We start from the raw sequence: 24,912 nt of genomic DNA, 5'->3' as shown, positions 1-24,912 counted from the left end.
GCTTCTTGTCCTACCGACGAAGGAAAAGAAATATGGAACATGAAAAATCAAAGAATTTTAAAAAATGTCGATGGCCGTTTATATTATTCTCCTTCAATAGGGAAAAAACGGTTTTACCGTAATTTCAAAATGACCCGCAGGTCTAGATTTTCCGTTTAAGATTAGCCTTCCCGTGTTTGGAGAGGCTTATGTTGGCTATGTCCAAATAGTTTATTTAATCTGCCATTCTTTAATGACAAGTGTTGAAGAGCCGCTGTCAACAATCGGATCAGAATTTCCGATCTCTGTTGCTTCCTTGAGAGACTCTGCGCTGATAAGATAAGCGCCCCCGGAAGCATCGCTGAAAGGGCCAAACATTTCCAAGCGGTTCTCGGCTTTAAGCCTGTCCAAAAATTGATAATGGGCTGGCACATATTGATCTTCAAAATTCTCGGTTCTGGTTGTTATGAGTAAATATTTTTTCATCGTAGCACGCCTTTCTGTCAAAAGATGACTTTATCTTAGCACAAATATATAGAAGATTCATATAAAAGTTCGATCGGCGGAAGGCGTAGCTGTTTTCCTTTCGATCGCGCCACATTGGCAATGATTGAAAGTGATTTTGAAGTAAAGGAGCGGAAGACCAAGGAGACGGGATTTGAATTTCATGAAAAGAGTGACACGGATATTAATAGGGAAACAGGGAATAAAAAAATAGATATTTACAAAAATATTAGTCTTAAATGGAGAATCCTCGGACACAAAACCAGCGCAATCATGAGTTTGCTTTGTGTCTTTTTTATTTTAAGGAGGGATCAATCATCTTTTTATAATTGTCAAGATCATTGAGGGAATTCTAGAGATGAGGCAGTAAAAAGACTAAGTTTGTCATTCGGCCATCACTTTTGATTTACTGAATGATTAATTTGGGACTTGAGAACATCGATACTTTGTTAATCTAAGCGGAACTAACTTACTTTTTAAGTTAGTTCCGCCGTTCAAATGACTAATCCAGATTTTGATCGATCGTTCCTTCAAAATAGTCATCACTGACTTGTTCATGAGTTTCAGCCAATCCTTTTTCCAACTGCGTGGCTCCTTCATAATCCGAGGGGTCAAAATATTTTCCTGCCACATCCGTGCTGTCATTCATGTTTTCTTTGTTATCAGTTTCAGTATTAACGTTCTCTGTCTTAGCATTGCTGTCTAACGATTGCTGAGAATCGTATTCCTTGTCTGCTGAAGAAAATCTTTTGTAGTCATCGGGTCTGTCTGCTCCATGTTTTTGCGTCACGTTTATCACTCCATATTATTGAATTTTATGTTTCCTTTAAAATTAGACAGGGGCATCTGAAGACCATTTCAGTCTGATGATCATTCAATACAATGGTTTCACTCCTTTGCGAATTGTGCTGAAATATCAACTCTTTTTATTGTGTCTGTTGAGGTGGTATTCATTCGCTTTTTCGGGAAATCAATCTTCAACCCTAGGGGAAAGAGAACAGGCGCAAAAAAATCATAAAGCAAAACCGGGCGTGCAGGAACGACGCCAATCCTTTCAATGGCAGACATCAAACAGGATAACTTCCTATTCGATGATTAAGGCTTATGTATTTAAGAACATGTGAACTTACGTTGGGCGCCTTCACTGGGGGATAAAAGTGGAAAAAAAGCGAATTCAACTCTGGATATATTTTTCCTGCCTGTTTATGTTTTTTTGTTTCTATATGATGAAATGGTTGTTTTCAATGATGCATATGAACCAATAGCTGCGTAACCATAGAATCCGCCCATAAATACTCCAGCTATGAGGCTGTGTCGATGGCTTATGCAAACAGATATGATTAAGCCTAGTGCGATCGCAATTGATGGGACATACTTTTTGGGAACCTTGAGAAAAATTTTAATTATCTGTGTGACGATCAAAATAATTGGCACTGCTATAACTGCATCCCAAAAGTTTGTATGAATGATTGGAAAATCCAAAAAAGACACCACCTTTTTCATCAGTATTTCTTGATTTGCTGAAAAGTATTTAACCCGAGCAGCAGAAAAACTTACGGATCGCATAAATAAAGCAGTATATCAGCTTCAAGAAACATCACAAGTGCTCTGAGTCATGATGTTGTTGTTTAGCTTAGAAATAAGTTTTGAATTATCTTTTTGCAGCCGTTTCATTAGCGGCATTTTTTATGCGCTTGAAATTCTTGATTAAAGAATAGTTGAAAGGATCTATTCACCAATTCCTTTCCGTATAGTGGTAAACTCTTAGTTGGTCATTACTTTTGTCATACATTTTTCGGGAAGCGAGGTATTGCATATGATCGGTTCAATACTTGGAGAAACGCTGGCTTTAGATATCATGAAAGTTGATTTATCGATGAAGAAAGAATTTTTGACAGAGCTGAAAGCTTGCCGCAAAGAGCTAGAAAAAGACAAAACGGAGTTCTCTGATTCTAAAAAGACGATCACCGAACCACAGTTGTCGTCTCATTCGTGGCAAGGCAGTCTTGCTGACTCCTTTAACCGTATTCGAGGCCTGATGAAGACTGCCTACAATGACATCAGCGGAAAACAGCTTTCTGATGTTTTAAGCAAAATCGATGAACGAATCAAATCTTTAGAAGAGGATATTCAATCGCTCAGCCAGGAAGTTCGTTCTTTAGAGAAAAAGATTGAGAACGCGAAGCGCGAAGCAAGGAGTAAATGAAAAATGGGTCAAGAAATAAAAGTAAATACTGGGGAAGTCAAACAAGAGCTTTCTAAAAAAATTCCCTAATGAACTAAGAGAGTTTTATTTAAGAGTAGGGTATGGTTTTATTTGTAATCTTGATAAAACCCATAGAGATAGAGTAATGGATCCCCATGAACATGTTAGTCTTTTTTGAAGGGTGAGGGGACATATCTTACTCTAGATTTAGAACGGGAAGAAGAGAACGGTATTTGTCCAGTATATTATTTTGACAAGAAAATAGCGGCCATCACTCGAAGAGTTTTTGAAGAAAATGGATGAAGAACCAGACTAACATATTCATGCTTAAATTGACTTGAGAATTGATTAACTTTGAAGGATTACCTTGATTGGCTATTGCCTTTCAAGGTTTTTTATATTTACTCCGAAAAAAATCGAAAAAAGGGGCATAGAATGGAAGACACACCTATCCCTGATCAAATGATGTATTGAATGATAATGAAGTCGTCATCTTCACAGAGCAGCGAATGGAGTCTATGCAGTATTGCGCGTGATCGTCATTACAAAGCGTTACGGTCCCATGGGTATGATAAGTCTTTCAATTTCTTCAATGCTTTCTTCTTTCTTTTTTGAAAATTATATGTCATAGTACCGATATAATGATTAAGTAGAATTGAAAGAGTGATGTCCATTGTTATCTTTAGGAAATATTATAACAATAGAATTTGAAAACGAAATTCAAGAATATGTCCTTGCGAAAAGTAAAGTGTTATCAATTGAAGACAATGTTTTAAGAGTGCATTATCCTGTTGATGAAGAAACGGGGAGAACTGTTATTATTCCAACAAATACAGCGGTAACAGTTCATTTTATAAATGAGCAACAAGTCCCATATAAATTTAATAGTGTAATAAAAGGCCGAGAAATTTATCAGGATATACCTGTACTAAATATGTATTTACCTGAAGAAGTTCAAATGAAAAAAGTTCAAAGACGGCAATTTTTTAGAGTCAATACAACGCTTCCCGTCACTGTTCGCCCATATGGATCTGGCTCAATGTTTAAAACATATACAGCAAATATCAGTGCTGGAGGCGCTGCGTTAATCATTGAAGAAACGCAAAAACACGAACCGGAAGAAGATTTGAATCTAAGTATCCATCTGCCAAATGAGGGACATGATGAAGATGTGATTGACGTCCATGCTCAAGTTAAACGCACTTACATTGATCGCAGAACAAACAAACAGCTCATGACAGTTGAATTTATCAAGATGAATGAACATGATGAGCAAACCCTTGTACATTATTGCATAAAATTGCAATTGACAGAAAAAAGGAAATTGAAAACTGAATGAATGGAAGTTTAGGAATACAGTGATCTGCCTGATATCCCTCAATTAATTCAGAAGAGATGTTTCGTCCCCGCCATATACATTTATGGAAACCTGTTGGCAAGTTGGCGTCCAACTCTGCCAACAGAAGTCATCAACTGCACTGAAGTGTAGTGAGCCTTCATATGTAACAGATATTCTGCATGAAAACGGCAGATCGACAAGCAACATCGTCGGTGAAGCAGTGGAATCCTAGGCTGCGCCGGCCGATTTCAAGGTCAAAAAAGAAGCTTGAGTTCTCGTCGCATAAGCTTGGAATGCGTTATCAAAAAAGGTGACATAACCGGGATTTAATGGTCGCGACCGCTGAACCAACGAAAAAAAGAGAAGCCTTTTTTCTTCTGCCAATGAAGAAAAAGGGCTTTTTAATTTGCTGAAAAACTTCTTTTTTGAAGCAAAGCACCAAACACCAGTAGAAAAAGGCGGTCGTAAGATTTCTGTGAGCTCTCGTCTGGCAGAATCGAATACGAATTGAAAAAAGGTTGAGAAATTGCTTGATGACAAATTAAAACCGATCAAGACTTATTTAAAAAAGGCCGTTTGGGATGGCTTATTTTAAAAGGAAGATTACGATGAGAAACCAGGAGATTATCAAAAAGGCAGAAATAACGTTTGCTACTCTTAAAAGCGGTGGACTGGTGATTCCAGCTTAAGTATCAACGTGATGATGGCCGTGTCATTCGGATGGACCATGATGCCCAGAAATCCTGAGAAGAACGGTTTCTGGACTGCGTACCATAAGAGCTGGTGTGAAGGAAATTGAAACCTAACATTATTTAATTCGTATCTATAGTAATTTGAACATTATAGGGAGTGTTAAATTGAAGATTGCACTATTGATTATTGCAGGTATAATAATTTCTCTTGGTTTAGTAATAGCAATCGGTATTCTTATGTTTCGGAGGGAAATAAAAAAGTTAAATCCAGAGTATATTGTACAGTTTGTTAAAGCAAAATCAGGAAGCGGGAATGTCTCATTATCCATAAAACACAACGATGAGAATTGGGTTGATGTTAACGTAAACGAACAACTCCCTCTGGCAAGTACTGTGAAAATCATCTTAGCCATTGAATATGCACAACAAGCAGCAGCAGGAAAAATCGATCCGCAAAAAGAAGTAAGATTAAAGGAATTAGAGAATTTCTATATCCCAAAAACAGACGGCGGTGCGCATGAGACTTGGATTATTCAATTGAAAAAAGACAAAGAGATAGATCGTGTTCCATTATGTGAGGTAGTCAACGGGATGATTGCTTACAGTTCTAATGCAAATACTGAATACTTAATTGAGGTGCTGGGGCTTCAAAACATCAATCATGTTCCAAAGAGCTTAGATATGTTAAAGCATGAGCCTATGTATCCCATTGTAAGTGCACTTTATATACCTGCCCAACTGATGAACGAAAAGAACTTATCGAAAAAAGAAGTCCTAGAAGTAATGAAAAACATGGATATGCATGAATACCGTAATAAAGCGATTGAAATTCATAATAGATGGCTGAGCCAACCACTAACTGATCAAGAAAAAAAACAATTAAGAAAAACTTTGGACAATGATTTTCAAAAAATTTGGTCCGACCGTTTGCCCCGATCAACGACTAGAGATTATGTATCTATTATGAAAAAGCTAAATAGCAAAGTATATTTTAGTGAAAGTGTATATCAATATCTTGATCCAGTAATGGAACAAATAATGAGAAATCCAAACAATTGTGAATGGCTTGTTCATGCGGGACAAAAGGGAGGATCTACCGCGTTTATTCTTACAATTGCAATGTATGCGACAGATAAAGATGGAAACCAGACAGATATTGCATTTTTTGCAAATGATTTAACTCCAGTCGAGAAAGCAAAACTTTCTCGAAATATGAATGGGTTCCTGCTGAAATTTTTAAAAGACTCTAAATTCCGCGCCCATATCAAAAAAGAATTATCTATTTTAGATTTGCCTGGTTCACTTTCATGACTATCCCCCATCGGAAACCACACTCGCGGTCTTTGCCGTATTTGGCCAAAATATAATTTCAATTCTTGGTTTCTCGAAATCAATAATCTTAGCTGTTTACTCTCATCTTAATAGAGACACGCAGCGTAAAGAGTTTATCAATGTTGAAGTGCTTCCCGCAGTTTAGTAGCATTTTGAATATTGTTTTGTCTAATAAAGCAATACCAATTATTAAGCATTTTACCGACTTTCTCAAACGCAACTTTAGGTTCCAATGCCACCAGCATCCTTTCATATAGTTGATTTTAAATATTCGAAAAATTAATGTCTGGTCTTTTCCTTTTTTGGAATCTGAAAAAGGTTATGCCGAACGTGTCAGGGTATAAGACCTACTCAATAAGATTCATTTTCATGAATTGACAGGATTTATTCACCAATTCTTTTCTATAAAGTGGTAAAATATTTTGTGGTATGTCACTTTAGTATTAGAGGAGAATGCTATGAAGACTCTTGATGTTCAGGCGTTGCACAAAGCTATTGATCAAACGTTGGAACAATTAAAACAACAATCAGAAGAATTTGTTCAAGTAAAAAAAAGCGTTGAGGATATTGCATCACTTGATGATGCTTTAAAAGGAAAAGGCGGCGACGCGATCCGCGCCTTTTACGAGGAATGCCACACTCCTTTTCTACAGTTCTATGATACTTTCATAGAGGAATACAGTTCCACGCTGAAGAAAATGAAAACCGCGTTGAATTCTCTGGAACCTAACCATAATGGGTTTATTTCGCAAAACTTTCTTGAGCACGAGCTAGAACAAGGGGTGAATGCGGCCGACCGCACAACGAAACATTTGGTCTCTAAAACCAACGCCACGATCGCAAAAGTCAGCCATATCGTTGATTTACCAGATTTGAATGACAGCGGTTTTCATGAACAGAATCAGAAAGCATTAAAGGAAATCAGCACGACCCTTGAAAAGCTGCATACGTTTGACCGCGAGCAAACAAACGCCCTCAAAACGGCTGAAAACGACCTAGAAACGATGCAGAGATACATAAGCAGGCTTGAAAAAATGTACACAGGCCCTAAAATTGAAATCACGGGCTATCAAAAAGGTTCGATTTTAAAGCCGGATGAGATGGACACTTTGCGTGGTGGCCAAGACACAGCGATGGGCGTTATGATGGATAAGCTGGACAAGAGATCGAAGCTTGAAAAAGAAGTTAGCGAGGTTAGCAAACAGGATAATAAAATTGCTAAACTAAAGGAGAAGCTTGATGATTACAATTTTTCAACAGCTTCAGAGTTTTACGAGATGGCTGCGGAAATTGGGTACGAAAACCTTTCCCCTTGGCAACAGCGATATTTCAATCAAATTGAAGGCGCTCGTGATTTTGGCAACGCAATTAAAGGAAGTGCTGAAGGACTCAAAAATGCAGTCGTCGATACTGCGGTAGGCCTATGGGACATGGTCGTTCACGCAGACGAAACGATTGAGGGCATTAACTTTACACTTCATCATCCTGATGTCACATTCAATATTATAAAAAAAGGAATTGAAGACTCGTATCAACGAGATGTCGTCAATGGTGATTCTTACACCCAAGCCAGATGGTTTAGCTATGCCGTTGGAATGGTCGGGACATCGATTGTTGGCTCTAAAGGCGTTGACAAAGCAGCAAAAGCCGCCAAAGCGGGGAAGGTAGGGCAGGTCGCTGCCAAAGCAACTAAAGCTTCTAAAAAAGTATCGAAACAAGCTTTGGAAAAAAGCGTAGCGTCTTTCAAGAAATCGATGCAAAGGGTCGCTTCAAACATAAAAGGAATTCAAATACACAACCCTTTTGCGCCGCAAGTTCAGCTTGCAGGCGGGGGTAAAGTTCCTTATCATGCACTTAATGGGGAGCATATAAAAGACAGTCTTATTCAGTTTGCGAAGAAAGTCTCTGATATAAGCAGAAAACCGTTTAAAGGAAAAAATATAAATCTACCTTGGTTAAATAAAAAACGGTATGAAGCTGTTGAAATAGAAGGACACGTAAAGACAAAAGGAGAGACTAAAAATGTAAGTCGGAGAGTGTATATGTTTAAGGATGTTGATATTAATAGAATTGATCCTAAAAGTGGAAAGACAAATTTACAGTTAATGAAGGAAGGAAGACCACCTTTTGCAAATGATGGTACTCAAATTAACCTACACCACCTAATACAAGAAGAACCTGGCGCTATGGCAGAGATTCCAAATAGCTGGCATACTAAATATAGCAAGGTATTACACGGGCTAAAAGGAAATGGAGAGAGTTTTCGAAATGATCCTGTTTTAGAAAGTCAGTATGATAGGTTTCGGGATAGGTACTGGAAATGGAGAGCTAAACAATATTTAAAATAATTAGAGGTGTTGTAATTGTTAACCGAAAAAGTAGAAAAATTAATTGATGAGAACAAAGGCCATGCGACAATTACAGGAGGAGTTTCTGAAGAAAAGGTTAAATTTATTGAAAATGAACTTAATGTTAATCTTCCGGAGAGCTATAGATGGTTTTTAAAAAAATATGGTTCTGGAGGGATCTACGCTGCTAACATTTTAGGCTACGATCTGGTAAGTGCATCTGTAGTTGAAAAAACTAAAGAGTATAGAGAGCTTTACAACCTAAATGAAGGATTAGTAGTGATAGAGGATATCGATATCTTTGCCTACTGCCTAGATACGAATAAAATGATTGATGGAGAATGTCCTGTAGTTGTATGGGCAACTCAAGGAGGTTATGGAAGAACTGTTGAACAAGATTTCTTAACTTTTCTTTTTGAAAGACTAAAAGAGAAAAAAGAAATTTGGGAAGAGGACGAAGATTGGGACGATGAAGAATAATTTAATATATTCAAGCACTTAATCTCTGATTGAGTGCTTTTTTTATTGTTCAATTTCCGAGAAAAATCCGACAAAAAGGGGGATAAAATGGGGGACTTTTTCTATTCCACTTTGTCATACGATAGAGACAAGAAAAACGAACGTATACCTGAGTCCAAGAAGGAGAGCCTGCGGACACTGATCTTTTGCACACGGATGTTGTGCAGCTGATTGGTGGCCGCTTTTTTATTGGCCAGAATGGGAGACGCACCTTTCCCTTATCAAGTGTGTACTCGGATGTATCAAATGATGATGAAGGTCGTCAGCTTCACAGGAGGAGCGGCTGGAGTCTATGCAGGATTGCGCGCCTTCAGTTACGGTGTTTGTCGGTGTTGAAAAGGACGGCGCCCCAAAGCCGGAAAGAGAGCCTGTCAGTGCTGCTGCCACGGTTAGAACAGACATTGTTTTTTTCATGCTGATCCCTCTTTTTCATCTACCCTCTCGTTTCCCGGTGAGGATGCAATAAAACATGTGAGTGCGCTTTGTATGTTTTATTGATCCCTTGCAAGGGAAGAGAAATGGGTAATTCGGTATATACACAAGCAAGAAAGGGGAATGGAGATGGCTGACAAGAAAAAAATCACAATAAACGGCGTTGAAATGGAAGCGTCCGAGGAACAGACGGTGCTGCAGCTTTTGAATAACAGCTCGATTGAAGTGCCGCAAGTTTGCTATCATCCTAGCTTAGGGCCGATTGAAACATGCGATACGTGCATCGTCAGCATCAATGGCGAGCTGAAGAGGTCGTGCTCCGCTGAATTAAAGGATGGCGACGTCATTGATACGCTTTCGTCTGATGTGAAAAAAGCGCAGGTTATCGGGATGGACAAGATTTTATATAATCATGAGCTTTATTGTACAGTTTGCGATTACAACAATGGGGGATGTGAAATACATAATACGGTGAAAGAAATGAAAGTCAATCACCAAAGCATCCCGTTTGATCAGAAGCCTTACCATAAGGATGAATCAAATCCGTTTTACCGGTACGATCCGGATCAATGTATTTTGTGCGGACGCTGTGTCGAAGCGTGTCAGGATGTTCAGGTAACTGAAACACTGACCATAGACTGGGAGCGGAAACGCCCGCGCGTCATTTGGGATAATGATGTGCCGATCAATGAGTCATCTTGTGTATCATGCGGACACTGTTCTACCGTCTGTCCATGTAATGCGATGATGGAAAAAGGAATGGAGGGGGAAGCCGGATATTTAACAGGAATCGATGACGAAACGCTGCGTCCGATGATCGAGATTACAAAAGGCGTAGAAACAGGGTACGGCTCGATTCTCGCCATTTCCGATATGGAATCTGCCATGCGTGATGAACGAATCAAAAAAACGAAAACCGTCTGCACATACTGCGGCGTCGGCTGCAGCTTTGATGTCTGGACAAAGGGCAGAGACATTCTGAAAGTCGAGCCGCAGGAGGAAGCGCCGGCCAACGGCATTTCTACTTGTGTAAAAGGAAAGTTCGGCTGGGATTTCGTCAACAGCGAGGAACGCCTGACAAAGCCGCTGATCCGAGAAGGCGACCATTTCCGCGAAGCTGAATGGGAAGAGGCGTTATCGCTGATCGCCAGTAAGTTCACGGATTTAAAAGAGGAGTTTGGCCCGGATTCGCTTGCCTTTATTACATCTTCTAAATGTACAAACGAAGAATCCTACCTCATGCAAAAGCTGGCCAGAGGGATCATCGGCACAAATAATGTCGACAACTGTTCGCGCTATTGCCAATCTCCTGCGACTGCCGGCCTGTTCCGGACAGTCGGCTATGGCGGTGACTCAGGGTCGATTACAGATATCGCGGAAGCGGACCTTGTGTTGATTATCGGTTCGAACACGTCTGAATCGCATCCGGTCTTGTCCACTCGCATTAAACGGGCTCATAAGCTGAGAGGGCAGAAAGTGATCGTAGCGGATATCAGAAAACACGAAATGGCAGAGCGCTCTGATTTATTTGTCCAGCCGCGTGCAGGATCAGATATCGTCTGGCTGAATGCCATCGCCAAATATTTAATTGAAAACGGCAAGGCAGATGAACGCTTTTTGCAGGAAAGAGTGAACGGACGGGACGAATATGTGAAAAGCCTAACGCCGTATACCCTTGAATATGCCGAGGAGAAAACCGGAATTGATCAAGAAACCCTCATCCAAATAGCGGAGATGATTGGTCAGGCTGACAGTGTGTGCGCATTGTGGGCAATGGGCGTGACACAGCATATTGGCGGAAGCGACACGAGCACGGCAATTTCTAATCTGCTGCTTGTGACAGGAAACTACGGTAAACCGGGAGCAGGCTCTTACCCATTGCGCGGCCATAACAACGTGCAGGGGGCAAGTGATTTCGGCAGCATGCCTGACAGAATGCCGGGGTATGAAAAAGTGACGGACGAACAAGTCCGCCAAAAATACGAGCGGGCGTGGGGTGTGCCACTGCCGAAGGAGCCGGGCATGACCAACCACGAAATGATCGAAAAAATCCATTCCGGCCAGCTGAAAGCGATGTATGTAAAAGGTGAAGAAATGGGTCTGGTCGATTCCAATATCAATCATGTACACGCCGCATATGAAAAGCTTGATTTCTTTGTGGTGCAGGACATTTTCTTTTCACGAACAGCCGAGTTTGCTGATGTTGTTCTTCCTGCGAGCCCGAGCCTTGAAAAAGAAGGAACCTTTACAAACACAGAACGCCGTATTCAGCGGCTGTATCAGGTGTTTGAACCGCTGGGCGAATCAAAGCCTGATTGGCAGATTATTATGGAGGTAGCCAATAAGTTTGGCGCCGGCTGGCACTATGAGCACCCTGGAGAGATTATGGAGGAAGCAGCCATGCTGTCGCCGATTTATGCCGGCGTCACCTATGAACGCCTTGAAGGCTACAATTCCCTGCAATGGCCTGTAAGCGCTGATGGAAAGGATTCGCCTTTACTCTTTACAGAGCGCTTCCCTTTCCCGGACGGCAAGGCCAAACTCTACCCTGTTCAGTGGACAGAGCCTGAAGAGTTCGGTGAGGAATATGACATCCACGTCAACAATGGGCGGCTCTTAGAGCATTTCCACGAAGGGAACCTGACCTACAAATCAAAAGGGATTTCGAAAAAAACGCCGGAAGTGTTCTTAGAAATTTCTCCTGAACTGGCGTCAGAGCGGGGAATTCAGGACGGAACCCTTGTCAGACTCACATCGCCTTTCGGAAATGTCAAAGTGAAGTGTCTGATCACTGATCGTGTCAAAGGGAAGGAAGTGTATCTGCCAATGAACGATTCAGGAGAAGCGGCGATTAACCTGTTGACAGGCAGTCATGCCGATAAGGATACCGATACGCCTGCATACAAAGAAACATCGGCCAAAATGGAAATTTTGAAGCGCGATGGAACCAATCCGCTGCCTAAGATCAATCACCGCAACGGCAATCCGCAGCCGCAAATCGGTGTGCAGGTACAAAAGAAATGGGCGCGGAACGATTATATTTTCCCTGGCGACGCTGTGAAAAGGGGGATTGGGCATAATGGCTAAAGCGATTAAACGAATTCAGAAAAACGAGATAACCGAAGAGGATCAGAGAAAGCGTGATATGAAAGAAATAGAAGATGCATTAGTCGAAAATAAGGAAGCCATTCTTGAAACGCTGCATATGATTAGGCACATGAACGAGCGCGGTGTTTTGCCAATGCTCCGCGGCCTTTTTGGCCAAGGAGATAAAGTTCTGGACATCTTAGTGAAAAAGGCAGATACAGAGGAAACGGCCAACACGCTTAAAAATCTGCTTCTTCTGTTTGGGACGCTCGGCATGTTAGACGTGAAACAGCTGGAACCTCTCATTTTGAAAGTGAATGCGGGGGTGGCAAACGCGGTGGAACAAAAGGACAGCGAAGAGAAAACAGGTTATTTTGATGTCATCCGCTCACTCAAAGACCCGGAAATCAACAAAGCAGTTACACTGCTATTCTCCTTTTTAAAAGGAATGGGACAAGATACAGAGGAGCTGGAACGCACGACTCAGCCTCCGGAGCACCAAAAACATCATCAGGAACCCCGAGAGAAAAGAGGAATGAATAAGAGGGATTGACCCCGCCCGAGCCGGCTGTTGCCAGCTCGGGTTTTTGGTGAAAAGATCTCATGAACTAGTTAAAAATGATCAAATACGAGGCAGCCGGCTAATCAATATGAAATCGAAGCAAAAAGAGTTCACTCAAAAAACAGGAAGATCTTGCGAGCGGGAGTGGTATGAAAAAGTGTTGGATGCAGGCAGCACATTTGCAGGAAACATCACCGGATATTATGATTACAAGAAAGCCACTGAGGGTGTTAATCCCGTTACAGGAGAAACATGTCTCCTTCACATCATGACTTCAAAAAATTCACCATTGTCCCATCTGGATCGGCAATTGCCGAAAATCTATTTAAGTTGTTGGAGGAATGATTCAGTATGTTAACAAGAGAAGATATCTTTAAGCATGTCAAAGAAAAATTCGGTACATTGCCAGATTACCCATTTCAAAAATTTCCATACTATGCCGCTTTAAGACATGAATCTAACGAAAAATGGTATGGTCTTGTAATGAATGTTCTTCTAGAAAAGTTAGGCTTAGATGGAAATGACGAAATAGATATTCTGAATTTAAAATGCCCTCCCGAAATAAGCGGCAGTTTAAGAAATGGAAAGAGCATTTTACCTGGATATCATATGGATAAGGAAAATTGGATATCACTTGTTTTAGAACGTATAGATTCAGAAGAAGAAGTTTATAACTTAATTGAGCAAAGCTTTAATTTAACCAAGTAAATCATGAAATGATCGTATCGCAAAAGGAACCAGAAAATGTTCAAACTTTTTTATAAAACCGAAACTTAAATTCGTTGGATAAGAATCCGTTTTGATCAAACTTTTTTTCAAAACGGGTTCTTTCTATAATATATGGGTTCTCATGATGATTTTAATCAACTTTATTTTAAAGCAACAACAACACGGCCATTAACAAAAGAGGCAAACCCTTACGCACCAAGGGTTTGCCTCTTCTCATTTAAAACGTCCCAGGAGAGATTCGAACTCCCGACACACAGCTTAGGAGGCTGTTGCTCTATCCACCTGAGCTACTGGGACACAGAACAATATTATAGTGCAAAAATCAGAAAAAATAAAGAGGTTGCAGCGGTTTTTTTAAAAAATTTCTTCGGGAAAACATACATCCGGCAGACTTTGCAGCCTGCTGAATGTATGTTTTGGCCTTAACCTTTCAGGTCAATATGATGTCCTGAAACGGGATGTGGCGCCTGAACCATGTCAACGAGCTGCTGTGCGCTTTGTTCGGCGGTGTCCAAAGCCGTCTTTGTCAGCGACATTTGCACGTTTTGATAAAGAGCGGCCTGACTCATGGCCATTGATAAAACAGCAATATCCAACATAACCACCTCCTTAACATGTGTATCGGTTAGAGAGGTGAGGACTTTACTCATATTTACTAATCAGAATATTCAATTTAATATAGTTGTAAACCGATCCCAGCGGCATCTTAAACACCATGAAAAAGAAGCCGTCTCTCAATACTGCCACTGACCGGTTCCTTGTTTGTCTTCGAATAAGGAGAGGGGCTGTTTTGTATCTTCCGCGATTCTTCACTTCCTGAGCATTTGTCTAATGTTTTTTGTTGATTTCATTCTCGAAGAGGCTGATGATTCTATCATTCTGCTTGACAATCGTTCGCAACATGGCAACAATGTTTCCTGCAAATCCGATCAATATGATCATCAATATGATGATGATCCACATGGTAAACCACACCCCTTTTGCACAAAATTTTCCTTTCGATTCAACATTACCACCTGGTCTTTCACAAAACAACTTTCCTTTTGAAACGGAGGCTGATTTTATGGATTGGCTTGAATTTGTTTCTGCGACGGTTCAATCATTGGCATGGCCAGCTACTTTGATGATGTGCGTTTTGCTGTTAAAGGAACCTTTGTCTGAACGGATGAAGGAATTGATCAAACTGAAATACAAGGACTTTGAATTGGAGTTTGACAAAAGGCTTCAGAAGCTCGTCTCCGTACGGGAAAAAAGGTTATCGGGACTGACATCTGTACGGTCAGCGCCGGCAGGGGAGAACATGATCGAAAGCGCTTGGTCTGATGTTCACAATGTTCTGCGGGAAACAGCCTCGACATTTGATCAAAATGCGATCCGCCTTGAAGGCGATGAATTGATTCAAATGCTGCATGACCGCGGAATGATACAAGACGACGCGGCATCTGTGCTTTCAGAGCTTTCCGCTCTGCGTCGGGATGCATCGGACAGAGCGAGCATTACCGGAGCCCTGGCATACAAAACACTTTGCTTGGAGGAAGCGAAGCGTTTGCAATTATTAGCTGAACAACAAACTGCGATTAAATGAAAGGCGAAACGATTCATTTGATACTCTGACGCTTTACATCATCGCCGGAGTTTTTTGTATTTGAGCTAAAAATGAATTTTCTTTATCGAGTAGACGATTTTACGGAGAGAGGCTGATTGCCGGTTTAAATATGATATCATGGTGGACAGGAAGAAGTTTATGATAAGAGAGGGTTTCATTTATATGCTAGAGAAAGCTGAAGCTTTATTGCAGCACTATTATGGCTATCCTTCACTGCGTCCGGGTCAGAAGAAAGCCATTCAATCGGTTGTTTCTGAAAAACGGGATACAGCATGCATTATGCCTACGGGCGGAGGGAAATCAATCTGCTACCAAATTCCCGCGCTCCTTATGGAGGGGACAACCATTGTGATCTCTCCTTTAATTTCCTTGATGAAGGACCAGGTGGATGCGTTAAATCAGCTTGGAATTCAAGCTGCGTACGTGAACAGTTCTTTAGGCCATGGCGAAATCGCTGAGCGGCTTTCCGTTTTAAAGGAAGGCGGCTACAAGCTGTTTTATGTCACACCTGAGCGGCTGACGTCTCCCGATTTTATTCGCGTGCTTTCCCGCATTCATATCCCGCTGACAGCGATTGATGAAGCTCACTGCATTTCACAGTGGGGCCACGATTTCAGGCCGAGCTACAGACATATTGAAAGCTTTTTAAATAGCCTCGGCACCCGTCCGGTCGTATTGGCATTGACGGCTACCGCAACGCCCGAGGTTCATGAGGATATTTGCACACAGCTCGGGATCGAAAAAGAGAGCACGGTTTTCACCGGTTTTTCACGGGATAATTTGACGTTTAAAATTTTAAAAGGCGAAAACAAGGATCGTTTTATCGAATCATATGTGGAGAAAAACCGCTCAGAGGCGGGAATTATTTATACAGCGACAAGAAAGGAAGCCGAAAGAATATCAAGCCGCCTGTCTCAAAAAGGAATTGCGGCCGGGTGCTATCACGGCGGGATGAATGATGAAGAAAGGGACCGGCAGCAGGATCTCTTTTTAAATGACGAGATCAGTGTGATGACAGCGACCTCAGCATTCGGAATGGGCATCGATAAATCCAATATCCGCTATGTGATTCATGCTCAAATTCCAAAGAACATGGAGAGCTATTATCAAGAAGCAGGACGAGCCGGACGCGACGGTCTTGACAGCGAGTGTATCCTGCTATTTTCTCCTCAGGACATCCGGCTTCAGCGGTTTTTAATCGAACAGTCGACAGAAGATGAAGACATTCGGGCGCAAGACGTGAAAAAGCTGAGGCAAATGGTTGATTTTTGCCATACTGAAGGCTGTCTTGAGCGGTTTATTCTTTCTTATTTTGGCGAAGTTTCGACTGAAGACTGCGGCAGGTGCAGCAGCTGTCTCGACACCCGAAGCATCACCGATGTGACGAAGGAAGCACAGATGGTACTGTCCTGCATCATCCGCATGGGAGAAAGGTTCGGAAAAACCATGGTGGCGCAAGTTCTGGCAGGTTCGAAAAATAAGAAAGTGACCGAAAACGGCTTCCAGCAATTATCGACTTACGGAATTTTAAAGAACCGGTCTATTGCCGACATCAGCGATTTTATAGAGTTTTTAATCGCAGATGAGTACATCCAGATGTCCGACGGAACATATCCCGTTCTCTTTGTCGCCAACAAGGGGCGAAACGTTTTGCTCGGCCGGGAAGCGGTGATGCGCAAAGAAAAAATGCAGACAAGTCAAATTGTTAAAGATGACGAATTGTTTGAACGGTTAAGAGCGCTGCGCAGAAAGCTTGCCCAGGAACAAGGCGTGCCTCCTTTTGTCATATTCTCTGACGAAACGCTGCGGGAAATGAGCGGGAAAGTTCCCCTGACAGACGAAGAACTTTTGTCAGTCAAAGGAGTGGGAGAACAAAAAAGAGTAAAATACGGCGCTGTATTTCTACAGGAGCTTCAAGCCTATAAAACTGAGAAAGAAGCATAAAAACCCAAAAACATCATATGTAAAAAGTTTTTTTAGTAAATCTCCTATTGCAGATAAAAAAAGATTGGAACCCTTGATACACCTGAATTTATGCCGATTTTTGGACGGCTGAAAATCCTCCTCGTAAAATAACTGTAATCAAAAACAAATTGTTTTGTTATTGATTTGACATTTTCATATGTTACGATTGCTCCTGTTAGCCGGACAATAAAAAGCTAACAAGGGAGGATTTACTTATGAAGAAGACGTTTATGTCCTTTGTTGCAGTTGCAGCACTATCTTCAACTGCATTCGGAGCGAGTGCCTCTGCAAAAGAAGTAACAGTCCAAAAAGGTGACACCCTTTGGGGAATCTCGCAAAAACAAGGGGTAAATCTGCAGGACTTAAAAGAATGGAATCAGCTTTCCTCAGACCTGATTATTCCAGGACAAAAGCTGAACGTTTCTGAAAAACAGACAGAAGAAAAGAAACAATATACCATTAAAAAGGGAGACACTCTCTGGAAAATCGCTCAACAATTCGGCGTTTCCGTGAACGACCTTAAAAATTGGAACAACATAAAATCAGATATCATTTACCCGAATACATCCATAACTGTTGACGGACAGGCGACGGTTCAAGCTGCTGCGGCGCAGCCTGCGGAAACAAAGCCTGCCGTACAAAAAGAAGCGAAAGTTGAGAAAGCTGCGCCTGCACCTAAGCAGGAAAAAGAAACGGCTTCCCGTTCAAACAAATCTCAAAGCTCTCAAAGCGCTGCAAAAGAACTGACGGTTACCGCAACGGCATACACTGCCAATGACGGCGGAATGACAGGCGTGACAGCTACGGGTTTTGATCTGAACGCCAATAAAAACGCCAAGATTATTGCGGTGGATCCAAACGTGATTCCGCTTGGATCCAAGGTGTATGTTGAAGGCTACGGAGAAGCGACTGCTGCCGACACCGGCGGTGCGATCAAAGGGAACAAAATCGACGTATTTGTTCCAAGCAAATCCGCGGCAAAAAACTGGGGCGTTAAAACGGTTAAAGTAAAAGTTTTAAAATAAGAAGTTTTACCATTGATGGACACTGACCATGGAGATGATCAGTGTCTTTTTTCTGTTTTCTGCATCTTTTTTTCGATTTAGATGTTTTTTTAGATTGGCAAATGGGTAGTTCAATAGATATGTACATATCAGCTGATTTAGAAAAGGAGATGTAGGAGTATTGCTGTGGATTATCATGACATTTTTATTGATTAATGCAGGGATTTTTATTTTTTCTTATCTGAGGACAAAAGATATTAATTTGAAGACGTCAGACGGTTATTTTCTCGGCGGGCGAAGTCTCACTGCTCTCTATATTGGAAGTTCGCTGCTTTTAACCAATTTGTCAACAGAACAAATGGTAGGGTTAAACGGTCAAAGCTATTCGGGAACGATGAGTGCGATGGCTTGGGAGGTTACAGCACCGCTTGCGCTCATTATGCTGGCATTCGTTTTTTTACCGAGGTATCTCAGTTCTGGGGTTACGACGATACCTGACTTTCTTGAAAAACGCTATGATCAAAGAACGCGGCAAATCGTCTCGATTCTCCTGCTTCTGGGATATGCGACCTCGTTTCTGCCAACCGTATTGTACTCCGGGGCGCTCGTTCTCGATCAAGTGTTTAATATTTCCTCTGCGCTTGGAATCAGTACGTTTGCGACTGTTTTTTTCATCTCGCTTGTGATCGGGGCCGCAAGCTGCTGCTACATATTTTTTGGGGGACTAAAAGCTGCGGCATCGGCTGATGCCATTTATGGCGCCGGTTTAATTCTTGGCGGTCTGTTTATTTTTGTGCTTGGAATCATGGCAATCGGCGACGGCAGTCTCTTAAACGGCTATACTGAGCTGACGAGTGTACATAAGGAAAAGCTGAATGCCATTACAGCCGACAACGCTGCAGAAGTCCCGTGGCCGACGATTTTTACGGGACTGCTTGTGAACAACTTATTTTATTGGGCTGTTAATCAGTCGATCGTTCAGCGGGCGCTTGGGGCGAAAAACTTGGCTGAAGGGCAGAAAGGCGCATTGCTGGCCGGTGTATTTAAGACGATCGGTGTGTTTTATCTCGTTCTTCCCGGGGTTATTGCTTACCATCTTTACGGAGGTCATATTGAAAATGCTGACACCGTTTACCCTAAGCTGATCGTTGATTTGCTGCCGACTGCACTTATCGGTGTCTTTGCCGCGATTTTATTCGGAGCGATTCTCAGCTCGTTTAACGGTTCGCTGAACAGCACGATCACGTTGTTTACATTGGATTTGTACAAACCGATCTTCAAGCCTGAGGCAAAAGAAGAAGAGCTTGTGAAAACGGGAAGGATCTTTGTGGTGATCCTTGCCGCGGTGTCGATTATCATCGCGCCTTTTATTCTGTTTGCGCCGTCCGGACTTTACAATTATTTACAGGAAATGTTCGGATTTTTCAATGTCCCTGTATTGGCTGCCGTCGTTGTTGGATTCTTTACGAAAAAAGTGCCGGCGCTTGCCGTGAAATGGGCGATATTCGCACACATTGTTTTGTATACCATCTCAAAAATCTATTTTGGCCATATTCATTTTCTCTATATATTGGCCGTTTTGTTTCCGTTTTCCGTCCTTTTGATGCTTTTCATCGGAAAATTGAAGCCAAGGCCGTCAGAATTCAAGCTTGAGAAAAATGCTAAGGTTGACTTGCGGCCATGGAAGCATGCCAAACTTGCTTCTATTCTTGTGATTTGTCTGATGGCCTGCATTTATCTGTTATTTTCGCCTTGGGGTCTTGCCAAATAAAAAAAGGCAGAGGATGTGTTCATCCTCTGCCTTAATGTTTTGTGATACAAAGTGATACATGTTCTTTCTGTGCGTCGATCCGGCACCGTCCGCCAATCGGAAATGTAAAGAAAGGGGTCGTATGGCCGAAATCTATATTTGCGATAACGGGTATTTGAGAAAGCTCTTTTTTTGTTTGCACAATTTGTTTAAGGCGCTCAAGCGTTACGGCTGATGCTGTCTGAAAACGGCCAATGAGAACGGCTTTGACACCGGAAAAATCGGGCAGATGAAGCAAGGACTGCAGATCGCGGTCAAAAAACGCTGCCGGCGATTCCCAATCATCCTCAAGAAACAATACGGCGTTCTTGATGTCAGGGAAATATTCCGTACCTTGCAATAGGTTCAATGTGCACAAATTCCCTCCTATGATCTTTCCGTCTGCTGAGCCTTCGTTGATCACAACAGGGCCGCTGTTTTGTTTGGGACATTCTTCAGTTTCGATTTCTTCACACCACATCGATGATGGTTCAACATCGTAGACACCGCTTGCGCAACAGCACTTCAAAAAGTAATCTGTCATATAGTTTAGTCCATACCCCATTGAAAAGCTTGAAAAATGAGGTCCCGAATAGGTGATAAGCCCGGTTTTTGCATAGATCGCCGCTGAAAGAGCGGTAATATCTGAAAAGCCGCAGAACACTTTTGGATTGGCTTTTATGAGTTCATAATTCAAATGTGATAACAGCTGATTGCTGTTATACCCGCCGAGCACAGTGAGTATTCCTTTGACGCGTTGATCGGAAAAGGCATCATGGAGATCGCTTACTCTCGATTGAATGCTGGAGGAAGAACATTCATCAATTTCATTAGCATGTGCGGAAAAAGAGATTCGAAATCCGAGGTTGTTTAAAACCGTTCTCGCTTTTTCGATCTTATCGGTGTTGAGAAGTGACAGGCTTCTCGATGGGGCAATCACCCTGATTTCGTCACCGGGCTGTAGTTTTTCTGGAAACATGAACGGGCACACCTTTCATTGTTTCTATCTATTTCACCATACTTTTAAAGATCCTGCCACTGAATTTCACCGGATTTTAAACCGGGGTCGATCGTTACTTCAAAATGATGCTTTTCATAAAAATGGATCAGCCGGTCCACATGGTCCCAATCCCTTTCAGCAATGTCCCCCGTGATGACCGGTATGTTGTGCTCGCGGGCTTTTTCTTTTAAATACTTCATGCAGATGGAACCATAACCGTAGCCTGCCGGCCCTTTAATATCCCCGATATGGATCGCGCATTTTTCTTCTTTGTAGGAAGCGACAAGAGAAAAATCACATCTTCCGCGGTACGGCGACTGGCAATCGCTTAACATGATCTTGCATGTCCGGCCATCATCAATCGAATGGACAATCATCCATTCATCGTCTTTCGATTGATCAATACCGAGCACTCGCGAATCTTTGGAGATATCCTTCATATTTTCACGCATCCGAAACAGTTGAAATTGCAATTCGTTCAATTCCTTCTGCAAGCCGGAGCTGTCTTTTTGCATTTCTTCATCCGTTATCATAAAAACTTACTCCTTTCCATTAAAACATACAGTTTTCGATTATAGTAAAAAGAACGGCAATTTGCAAATGGGTTGTTAGAATTAAATTTTAATGTAATTTTAAACAAAAATTTCACATTCTACGATTTTTTTGTGATAGAATTCATATGACTTCTGGTATATTTACCTAGGATACGAGACAATGGATCCTCCTAATCCCAGAAAAACCATGACAAAAGGAGCGTACGATTTTGAAGAAAAGAATTTTTTCTCTATTGATGCTGATGTCAGCTTTTGTTCTTGTATTAGCTGCATGTCAGCAGGCTGATCCAAAAGGATCTTACGCAACGGCTTATAAAAAGCTGATTTCTGCGAAATCATACGAATTTTCAAGTGATATCGGCTTGAAAGTTGACGCATCCAACCTTGGAGCGGAAGATAAGCAAGTTGCTGATATGCTGAACGATGCAACATTAACGATCAGCGGAAAAACGAATGCTGAAACGAAACAGTCTGAGGCTGTGATTAAAGCGAAGCTGAAAGTCCAAAACATGTCGCTTGATTTCGATATTCCGGTTTATATGGACGAAAAGAAACAAGTCGGCTACATCAAAATTGACAGCGTTCTTGACAGCTTCGGCTTCTTCCTTGGAACAGCCGGCATGAATTTTGACAGCGTCAAAGGCAAGTACCTTGAATTCCCGCTTGAAGATGACAAAACTTCATCTCAAGACACGGATGAACTTCAAAAACAATTGATGGAATCCATCAAAGAAGCTGCAGACAATCTGCCTGCAGATAAGTTTGAAAAAGCGGATCTGACAGATAAAGAAAAAGAGCAGGGTGCTGCTCAAAAAGTCGCTTTCAGCTTTAGTGACAAAGAAATTAAAGCTGCGGTCGTCAAGTTCATCGAAATCGCCGGAAAAGCGAGCGGAGAAGCTGTTCCGAAGAGCGAGCTGAACAAGATTAAAGACGGACTGAAAGACGTCACATTCAAAAAGTTCGATGTGACATCAACAATCGATGACAAAGAAAATCTTCTGACTGAAAATGCGGATATCTCTTTGTCTGTTGACAGCAAAAAAGCACCTCAATCTTTAGGCATCACGGCATCTACAACTTACAAAAATATCGATGGTGACGTAAAGTTTGAGCATAAACCGAATAAAGAAGATATCGTAACTGAAGAAGAATTCGAAAAATTAATGGCTAAAGATGCTATGAATTTCTAAGGCATCCGCCTTGGTTCCCTTCCTCGTTCTAGAGGAGGGGAATTTTTGTATATTCTGTGACTAAATTCTGACGAAAAGCCGAAAACGTTGACATTCCTCCTGAATTTGAATACGATTTTGATAGCTTGCACAAATAGGAGAGATTGCCCGATATGACACATACACAAAAAAATAAAAACTATACAGGCATTGTTGTTGCTCTGACGATTATCATAAACGGTGTCATTGCCCTCTTGTTTTTCATGCCGAAAAGCGACAAATTCGCTCATTTGGATTTGACTTTTCTGCCGCTTTTGAACGCAGTCTGCAACAGCTTCACATTCATTTTCTTAGTGGCTGCACTGATCATGATTAAACAGAAAAACATTAAGGCGCACAAGCGGTTTATTTTTGCCGCTTTTACGACAACGTTCATCTTTCTTGTTTCATACTTAACTTACCATTCATTAATGCCTGACACTCATTTTGGCGGGGAAGGGATTATAAGACCGATCTACTATTTTATTTTGATCACACACATTGTCTTGTCCGCTTTAATCGTTCCCTTGGCCTTGTTTACGTTGTTCAGAGGCCTGAGCATGCAGGTGGAACGCCACCGCAAAATCGCCCGCTGGACGATGCCGCTTTGGCTGTATGTCAGCCTGACAGGTGTTCTCGTCTATATGATGATTTCCCCATACTATTAAAAGCCGGAGAATCCGGCTTTTTTTTGTTCTCGCAACATTCTTCTCTTTTAAAAGCGATTTTCCTCTGGTACAAAAATATATCCTGAAATAGATGATCGTCTACACAAGATATGGAAATAGGAATATAAATAATTAGAGCTTTTTATAGAAATGAAAAAGGGAGATGGATATGAAAATTTTGCTTGCCACTTATTGGAGCATACCCCATGTAGGTGGTGTATGGACATATATGGTCCAATTAAAAGAAAAGCTGGAGTCATTAGGACATGAAGTAGATTTGCTCGGATACGGAGAAGAGAACAGCATCATTCATATTGTAAATGAAAACCGGAGTATCGCGAAAGATCAGCTGCTTCCATTAGTGAAAGCAATGATGAGCGAAGAGGATTTTCCGGAAATATACGCAAATCAATTGGTCAGCTATACTGAGCTTCAGCGGAATGCCTATGAGCTGGGCGCTGCCTATTTGGGGCTTGACAAATATGATATTATTCACGCGCAGGATGTCATATCAAGTGCGTGCATCAAGCGTATTATGCCGAAAGATAAGGTGCTTGTCACGTCAATTCACGGCAGCGTCACATATGAAATCAGAGATCAGCTCAACAATATTCACAGATCACCGACCTCCTATATTGCCAAGGAATATTTTGACCACCTTGAACATACGGGGGCGATGTCTGCAGAAACAGTGATTGTTGCAAACAATTGGTTGAAAGACATTTTGACAGAAGAATTTGCGGTACCAGACGGAAAGATTCACGTTTCCCAGTACGGCTATGATATTGACGGATTCCTTGCGCGGATGAACACAAAGACTGCCGATACGCCTGAGACAGACAAGAAAGTGATCCTTTTTACCAGCAGAATGATCGGGAATAAAGGCATCCATTACCTAATCGAAGCACTCTCCCAATTAAAGGACACCCGCAATGACTGGGTTTGCTGGATGGCAGGAGAAGGGGAGAAGCTGGCTGGACTCAAAATTCAAAGCGAGCAGCTAGGCCTTGTTGATGACGTAGTCTTTCTGAAAAACCGGGAGGATGTTCCTTATTTGCTGTCGCTTGCTGATATATACGTTCTTCCAAGCCTTTTGGATAATCAGCCGTTATCTTTAATTGAAGCCCAAATAGCCGGAGTTCCTGCAGTTGTCAGTGATGCCGGGGGATTGCCGGAAATGGTGGAGCATGAAGAGACCGGCCTTATCGTTCCAAAAGGGGATGTAGCTGCACTGTCAAGCAGTTTGGAACGATTGTTGAAAGACGATGATTTCAGAAATAAATTAGGAATTAACGCCAAGGAGTTTGCTAAGAAACATTGGGATATGGATCAAGCGGTTACGAGAATTCTTGATATCTATCAAAATACGAATGGGAAAGAGGAGTGAGA

The 24,912-nt window shown here is 41.8% G+C and carries 26 protein-coding genes and 1 tRNA gene; 16 read left to right on the top strand and 11 right to left on the bottom strand.

Features of this window, described 5'->3' with window-relative positions; all coding sequences use genetic code 11:
• Window positions 1-210: 210 nt before the first annotated feature.
• The 4 genes from ACH97_RS21995 to ACH97_RS21975 all read right to left on the bottom strand — a co-directional run bounded on the left by ACH97_RS21995 (window position 211) and on the right by ACH97_RS21975 (window position 1,965).
• Window positions 211-465, bottom strand: a complete 255-nt coding sequence (locus ACH97_RS21995) for a YciI family protein (protein WP_020451787.1) — start codon at window positions 463-465, stop codon at window positions 211-213.
• A gap of 520 nt (window positions 466-985) precedes the next feature.
• Window positions 986-1,273, bottom strand: a complete 288-nt coding sequence (locus tag ACH97_RS21985) for a YozQ family protein (RefSeq protein WP_020451786.1) — start codon at window positions 1,271-1,273, stop codon at window positions 986-988.
• A gap of 98 nt (window positions 1,274-1,371) precedes the next feature.
• Window positions 1,372-1,551 carry a hypothetical protein gene (locus tag ACH97_RS21980; RefSeq protein WP_095291989.1) on the bottom strand — a complete coding sequence of 60 codons (180 nt, stop codon included), beginning with the start codon at window positions 1,549-1,551 and terminating at the stop codon, window positions 1,372-1,374.
• Between the two features lie 135 nt (window positions 1,552-1,686).
• Entirely contained in the window at window positions 1,687-1,965 is a 279-nt protein-coding gene (locus ACH97_RS21975) for a hypothetical protein (RefSeq protein ID WP_020451784.1), read from the bottom strand.
• A 334-nt stretch (window positions 1,966-2,299) separates the two neighbouring features.
• Here ACH97_RS21975 and ACH97_RS21970 point away from each other — a divergent pair, with 334 nt between their 5' ends.
• From ACH97_RS21970 to ACH97_RS21955, 3 genes are all read left to right on the top strand, one after another.
• Complete coding sequence (locus ACH97_RS21970; RefSeq protein ID WP_020451783.1) at window positions 2,300-2,689, top strand: YwqH-like family protein; 390 nt, start codon at window positions 2,300-2,302, stop codon at window positions 2,687-2,689.
• Between the two features lie 673 nt (window positions 2,690-3,362).
• Entirely contained in the window at window positions 3,363-4,028 is a 666-nt protein-coding gene (locus ACH97_RS21965) for a flagellar brake protein (protein WP_020451782.1), read from the top strand.
• 857 nt (window positions 4,029-4,885) lie between these two features.
• Window positions 4,886-6,031, top strand: a complete 1,146-nt coding sequence (locus ACH97_RS21955) for a serine hydrolase (protein ID WP_023857324.1) — start codon at window positions 4,886-4,888, stop codon at window positions 6,029-6,031.
• Window positions 6,032-6,168: 137 nt separating this feature from the next.
• Here the strand turns inward: ACH97_RS21955 and ACH97_RS24320 are convergent, their stop codons facing one another.
• A complete protein-coding gene (locus ACH97_RS24320; protein ID WP_228119629.1) occupies window positions 6,169-6,297 on the bottom strand; it encodes a response regulator aspartate phosphatase in 129 nt (42 codons plus the stop codon).
• A 213-nt stretch (window positions 6,298-6,510) separates the two neighbouring features.
• Between ACH97_RS24320 and ACH97_RS21950 the strand changes: the two genes are divergently transcribed.
• On the top strand, window positions 6,511-8,400 hold the full coding sequence (locus tag ACH97_RS21950; RefSeq protein WP_048350077.1) for a T7SS effector LXG polymorphic toxin: 1,890 nt from the start codon (window positions 6,511-6,513) through the stop codon (window positions 8,398-8,400).
• Between the two features lie 15 nt (window positions 8,401-8,415).
• Complete coding sequence (locus ACH97_RS21945; RefSeq protein ID WP_020451778.1) at window positions 8,416-8,880, top strand: SMI1/KNR4 family protein; 465 nt, start codon at window positions 8,416-8,418, stop codon at window positions 8,878-8,880.
• 225 nt (window positions 8,881-9,105) lie between these two features.
• On the opposite strand, the gene ACH97_RS23575 is transcribed toward ACH97_RS21945, so the two are convergent.
• A complete protein-coding gene (locus ACH97_RS23575) occupies window positions 9,106-9,333 on the bottom strand; it encodes a hypothetical protein (RefSeq protein ID WP_020451777.1) in 228 nt (75 codons plus the stop codon).
• 147 nt (window positions 9,334-9,480) lie between these two features.
• Between ACH97_RS23575 and fdhF the strand changes: the two genes are divergently transcribed.
• From fdhF to ACH97_RS21925, 4 genes are all read left to right on the top strand, one after another.
• Window positions 9,481-12,438 carry a formate dehydrogenase subunit alpha gene (gene fdhF, locus ACH97_RS21940; RefSeq protein ID WP_020451776.1) on the top strand — a complete coding sequence of 986 codons (2,958 nt, stop codon included), beginning with the start codon at window positions 9,481-9,483 and terminating at the stop codon, window positions 12,436-12,438.
• Window positions 12,431-12,991, top strand: a complete 561-nt coding sequence (locus ACH97_RS21935; RefSeq protein ID WP_020451775.1) for a helical membrane plugin domain-containing protein — start codon at window positions 12,431-12,433, stop codon at window positions 12,989-12,991. Before fdhF ends, ACH97_RS21935 begins: the two co-directional genes overlap by 8 nt.
• Window positions 12,992-13,088: 97 nt before the next feature.
• Window positions 13,089-13,358, top strand: a complete 270-nt coding sequence (locus ACH97_RS24315; RefSeq protein WP_020451774.1) for a pre-toxin TG domain-containing protein — start codon at window positions 13,089-13,091, stop codon at window positions 13,356-13,358.
• A complete protein-coding gene (locus ACH97_RS21925) occupies window positions 13,352-13,708 on the top strand; it encodes an MmcQ/YjbR family DNA-binding protein (protein WP_020451773.1) in 357 nt (118 codons plus the stop codon). Before ACH97_RS24315 ends, ACH97_RS21925 begins: the two co-directional genes overlap by 7 nt.
• Before the next feature lie 244 nt (window positions 13,709-13,952).
• On the opposite strand, the gene ACH97_RS21920 is transcribed toward ACH97_RS21925, so the two are convergent.
• From ACH97_RS21920 to ACH97_RS24310, 3 genes are all read right to left on the bottom strand, one after another.
• Window positions 13,953-14,026: transfer RNA gene (locus ACH97_RS21920), tRNA-Arg, on the bottom strand.
• A gap of 125 nt (window positions 14,027-14,151) precedes the next feature.
• Window positions 14,152-14,328, bottom strand: coding sequence for a YjfB family protein (locus ACH97_RS23270; RefSeq protein ID WP_003182594.1), 177 nt, complete (start codon window positions 14,326-14,328; stop codon window positions 14,152-14,154).
• Between the two features lie 229 nt (window positions 14,329-14,557).
• Window positions 14,558-14,692: a hypothetical protein gene (locus tag ACH97_RS24310; protein ID WP_023855695.1), complete on the bottom strand. Its 135-nt coding sequence runs from the start codon at window positions 14,690-14,692 to the stop codon at window positions 14,558-14,560.
• Between the two features lie 100 nt (window positions 14,693-14,792).
• On the opposite strand from ACH97_RS24310, the gene ACH97_RS21915 reads away from it, so the two are divergent.
• From ACH97_RS21915 to ACH97_RS21900, 4 genes are all read left to right on the top strand, one after another.
• The gene (locus tag ACH97_RS21915; RefSeq protein ID WP_020451772.1) at window positions 14,793-15,314 is read left to right on the top strand and encodes a hypothetical protein; all 522 of its coding nucleotides are present in this window, start codon (window positions 14,793-14,795) and stop codon (window positions 15,312-15,314) included.
• Window positions 15,315-15,497: 183 nt separating this feature from the next.
• Window positions 15,498-17,279: a DNA helicase RecQ gene (gene recQ, locus ACH97_RS21910; RefSeq protein ID WP_020451771.1), complete on the top strand. Its 1,782-nt coding sequence runs from the start codon at window positions 15,498-15,500 to the stop codon at window positions 17,277-17,279.
• 236 nt (window positions 17,280-17,515) lie between these two features.
• On the top strand, window positions 17,516-18,325 hold the full coding sequence (locus ACH97_RS21905) for a 3D domain-containing protein (RefSeq protein WP_020451770.1): 810 nt from the start codon (window positions 17,516-17,518) through the stop codon (window positions 18,323-18,325).
• 160 nt (window positions 18,326-18,485) lie between these two features.
• Window positions 18,486-20,075, top strand: coding sequence for a solute:sodium symporter family transporter (locus ACH97_RS21900; RefSeq protein ID WP_020451769.1), 1,590 nt, complete (start codon window positions 18,486-18,488; stop codon window positions 20,073-20,075).
• 31 nt (window positions 20,076-20,106) lie between these two features.
• On the opposite strand, the gene ACH97_RS21895 is transcribed toward ACH97_RS21900, so the two are convergent.
• Both ACH97_RS21895 and ACH97_RS21890 read right to left on the bottom strand, forming a co-directional pair.
• Window positions 20,107-21,072, bottom strand: coding sequence for a S66 family peptidase (locus ACH97_RS21895; RefSeq protein ID WP_048350076.1), 966 nt, complete (start codon window positions 21,070-21,072; stop codon window positions 20,107-20,109).
• Window positions 21,073-21,116: 44 nt separating this feature from the next.
• Window positions 21,117-21,626, bottom strand: coding sequence for a GNAT family protein (locus tag ACH97_RS21890; protein ID WP_020451767.1), 510 nt, complete (start codon window positions 21,624-21,626; stop codon window positions 21,117-21,119).
• Between the two features lie 230 nt (window positions 21,627-21,856).
• Between ACH97_RS21890 and ACH97_RS21885 the strand changes: the two genes are divergently transcribed.
• The 3 genes from ACH97_RS21885 to ACH97_RS21875 all read left to right on the top strand — a co-directional run bounded on the left by ACH97_RS21885 (window position 21,857) and on the right by ACH97_RS21875 (window position 24,910).
• A complete protein-coding gene (locus tag ACH97_RS21885) occupies window positions 21,857-22,837 on the top strand; it encodes a hypothetical protein (protein ID WP_020451766.1) in 981 nt (326 codons plus the stop codon).
• 152 nt (window positions 22,838-22,989) lie between these two features.
• Window positions 22,990-23,523 carry a DUF420 domain-containing protein gene (locus ACH97_RS21880; protein ID WP_020451765.1) on the top strand — a complete coding sequence of 178 codons (534 nt, stop codon included), beginning with the start codon at window positions 22,990-22,992 and terminating at the stop codon, window positions 23,521-23,523.
• A gap of 169 nt (window positions 23,524-23,692) precedes the next feature.
• Window positions 23,693-24,910, top strand: a complete 1,218-nt coding sequence (locus ACH97_RS21875) for a glycosyltransferase family 4 protein (protein ID WP_048350075.1) — start codon at window positions 23,693-23,695, stop codon at window positions 24,908-24,910.
• Window positions 24,911-24,912: the final 2 nt, after the last annotated feature.

This window comes from Bacillus paralicheniformis, assembly GCF_001042485.2.
In the GTDB taxonomy this organism is placed as follows: domain Bacteria; phylum Bacillota; class Bacilli; order Bacillales; family Bacillaceae; genus Bacillus; species Bacillus paralicheniformis.
This window is presented reverse-complemented; position numbering and strand designations above follow the sequence as displayed.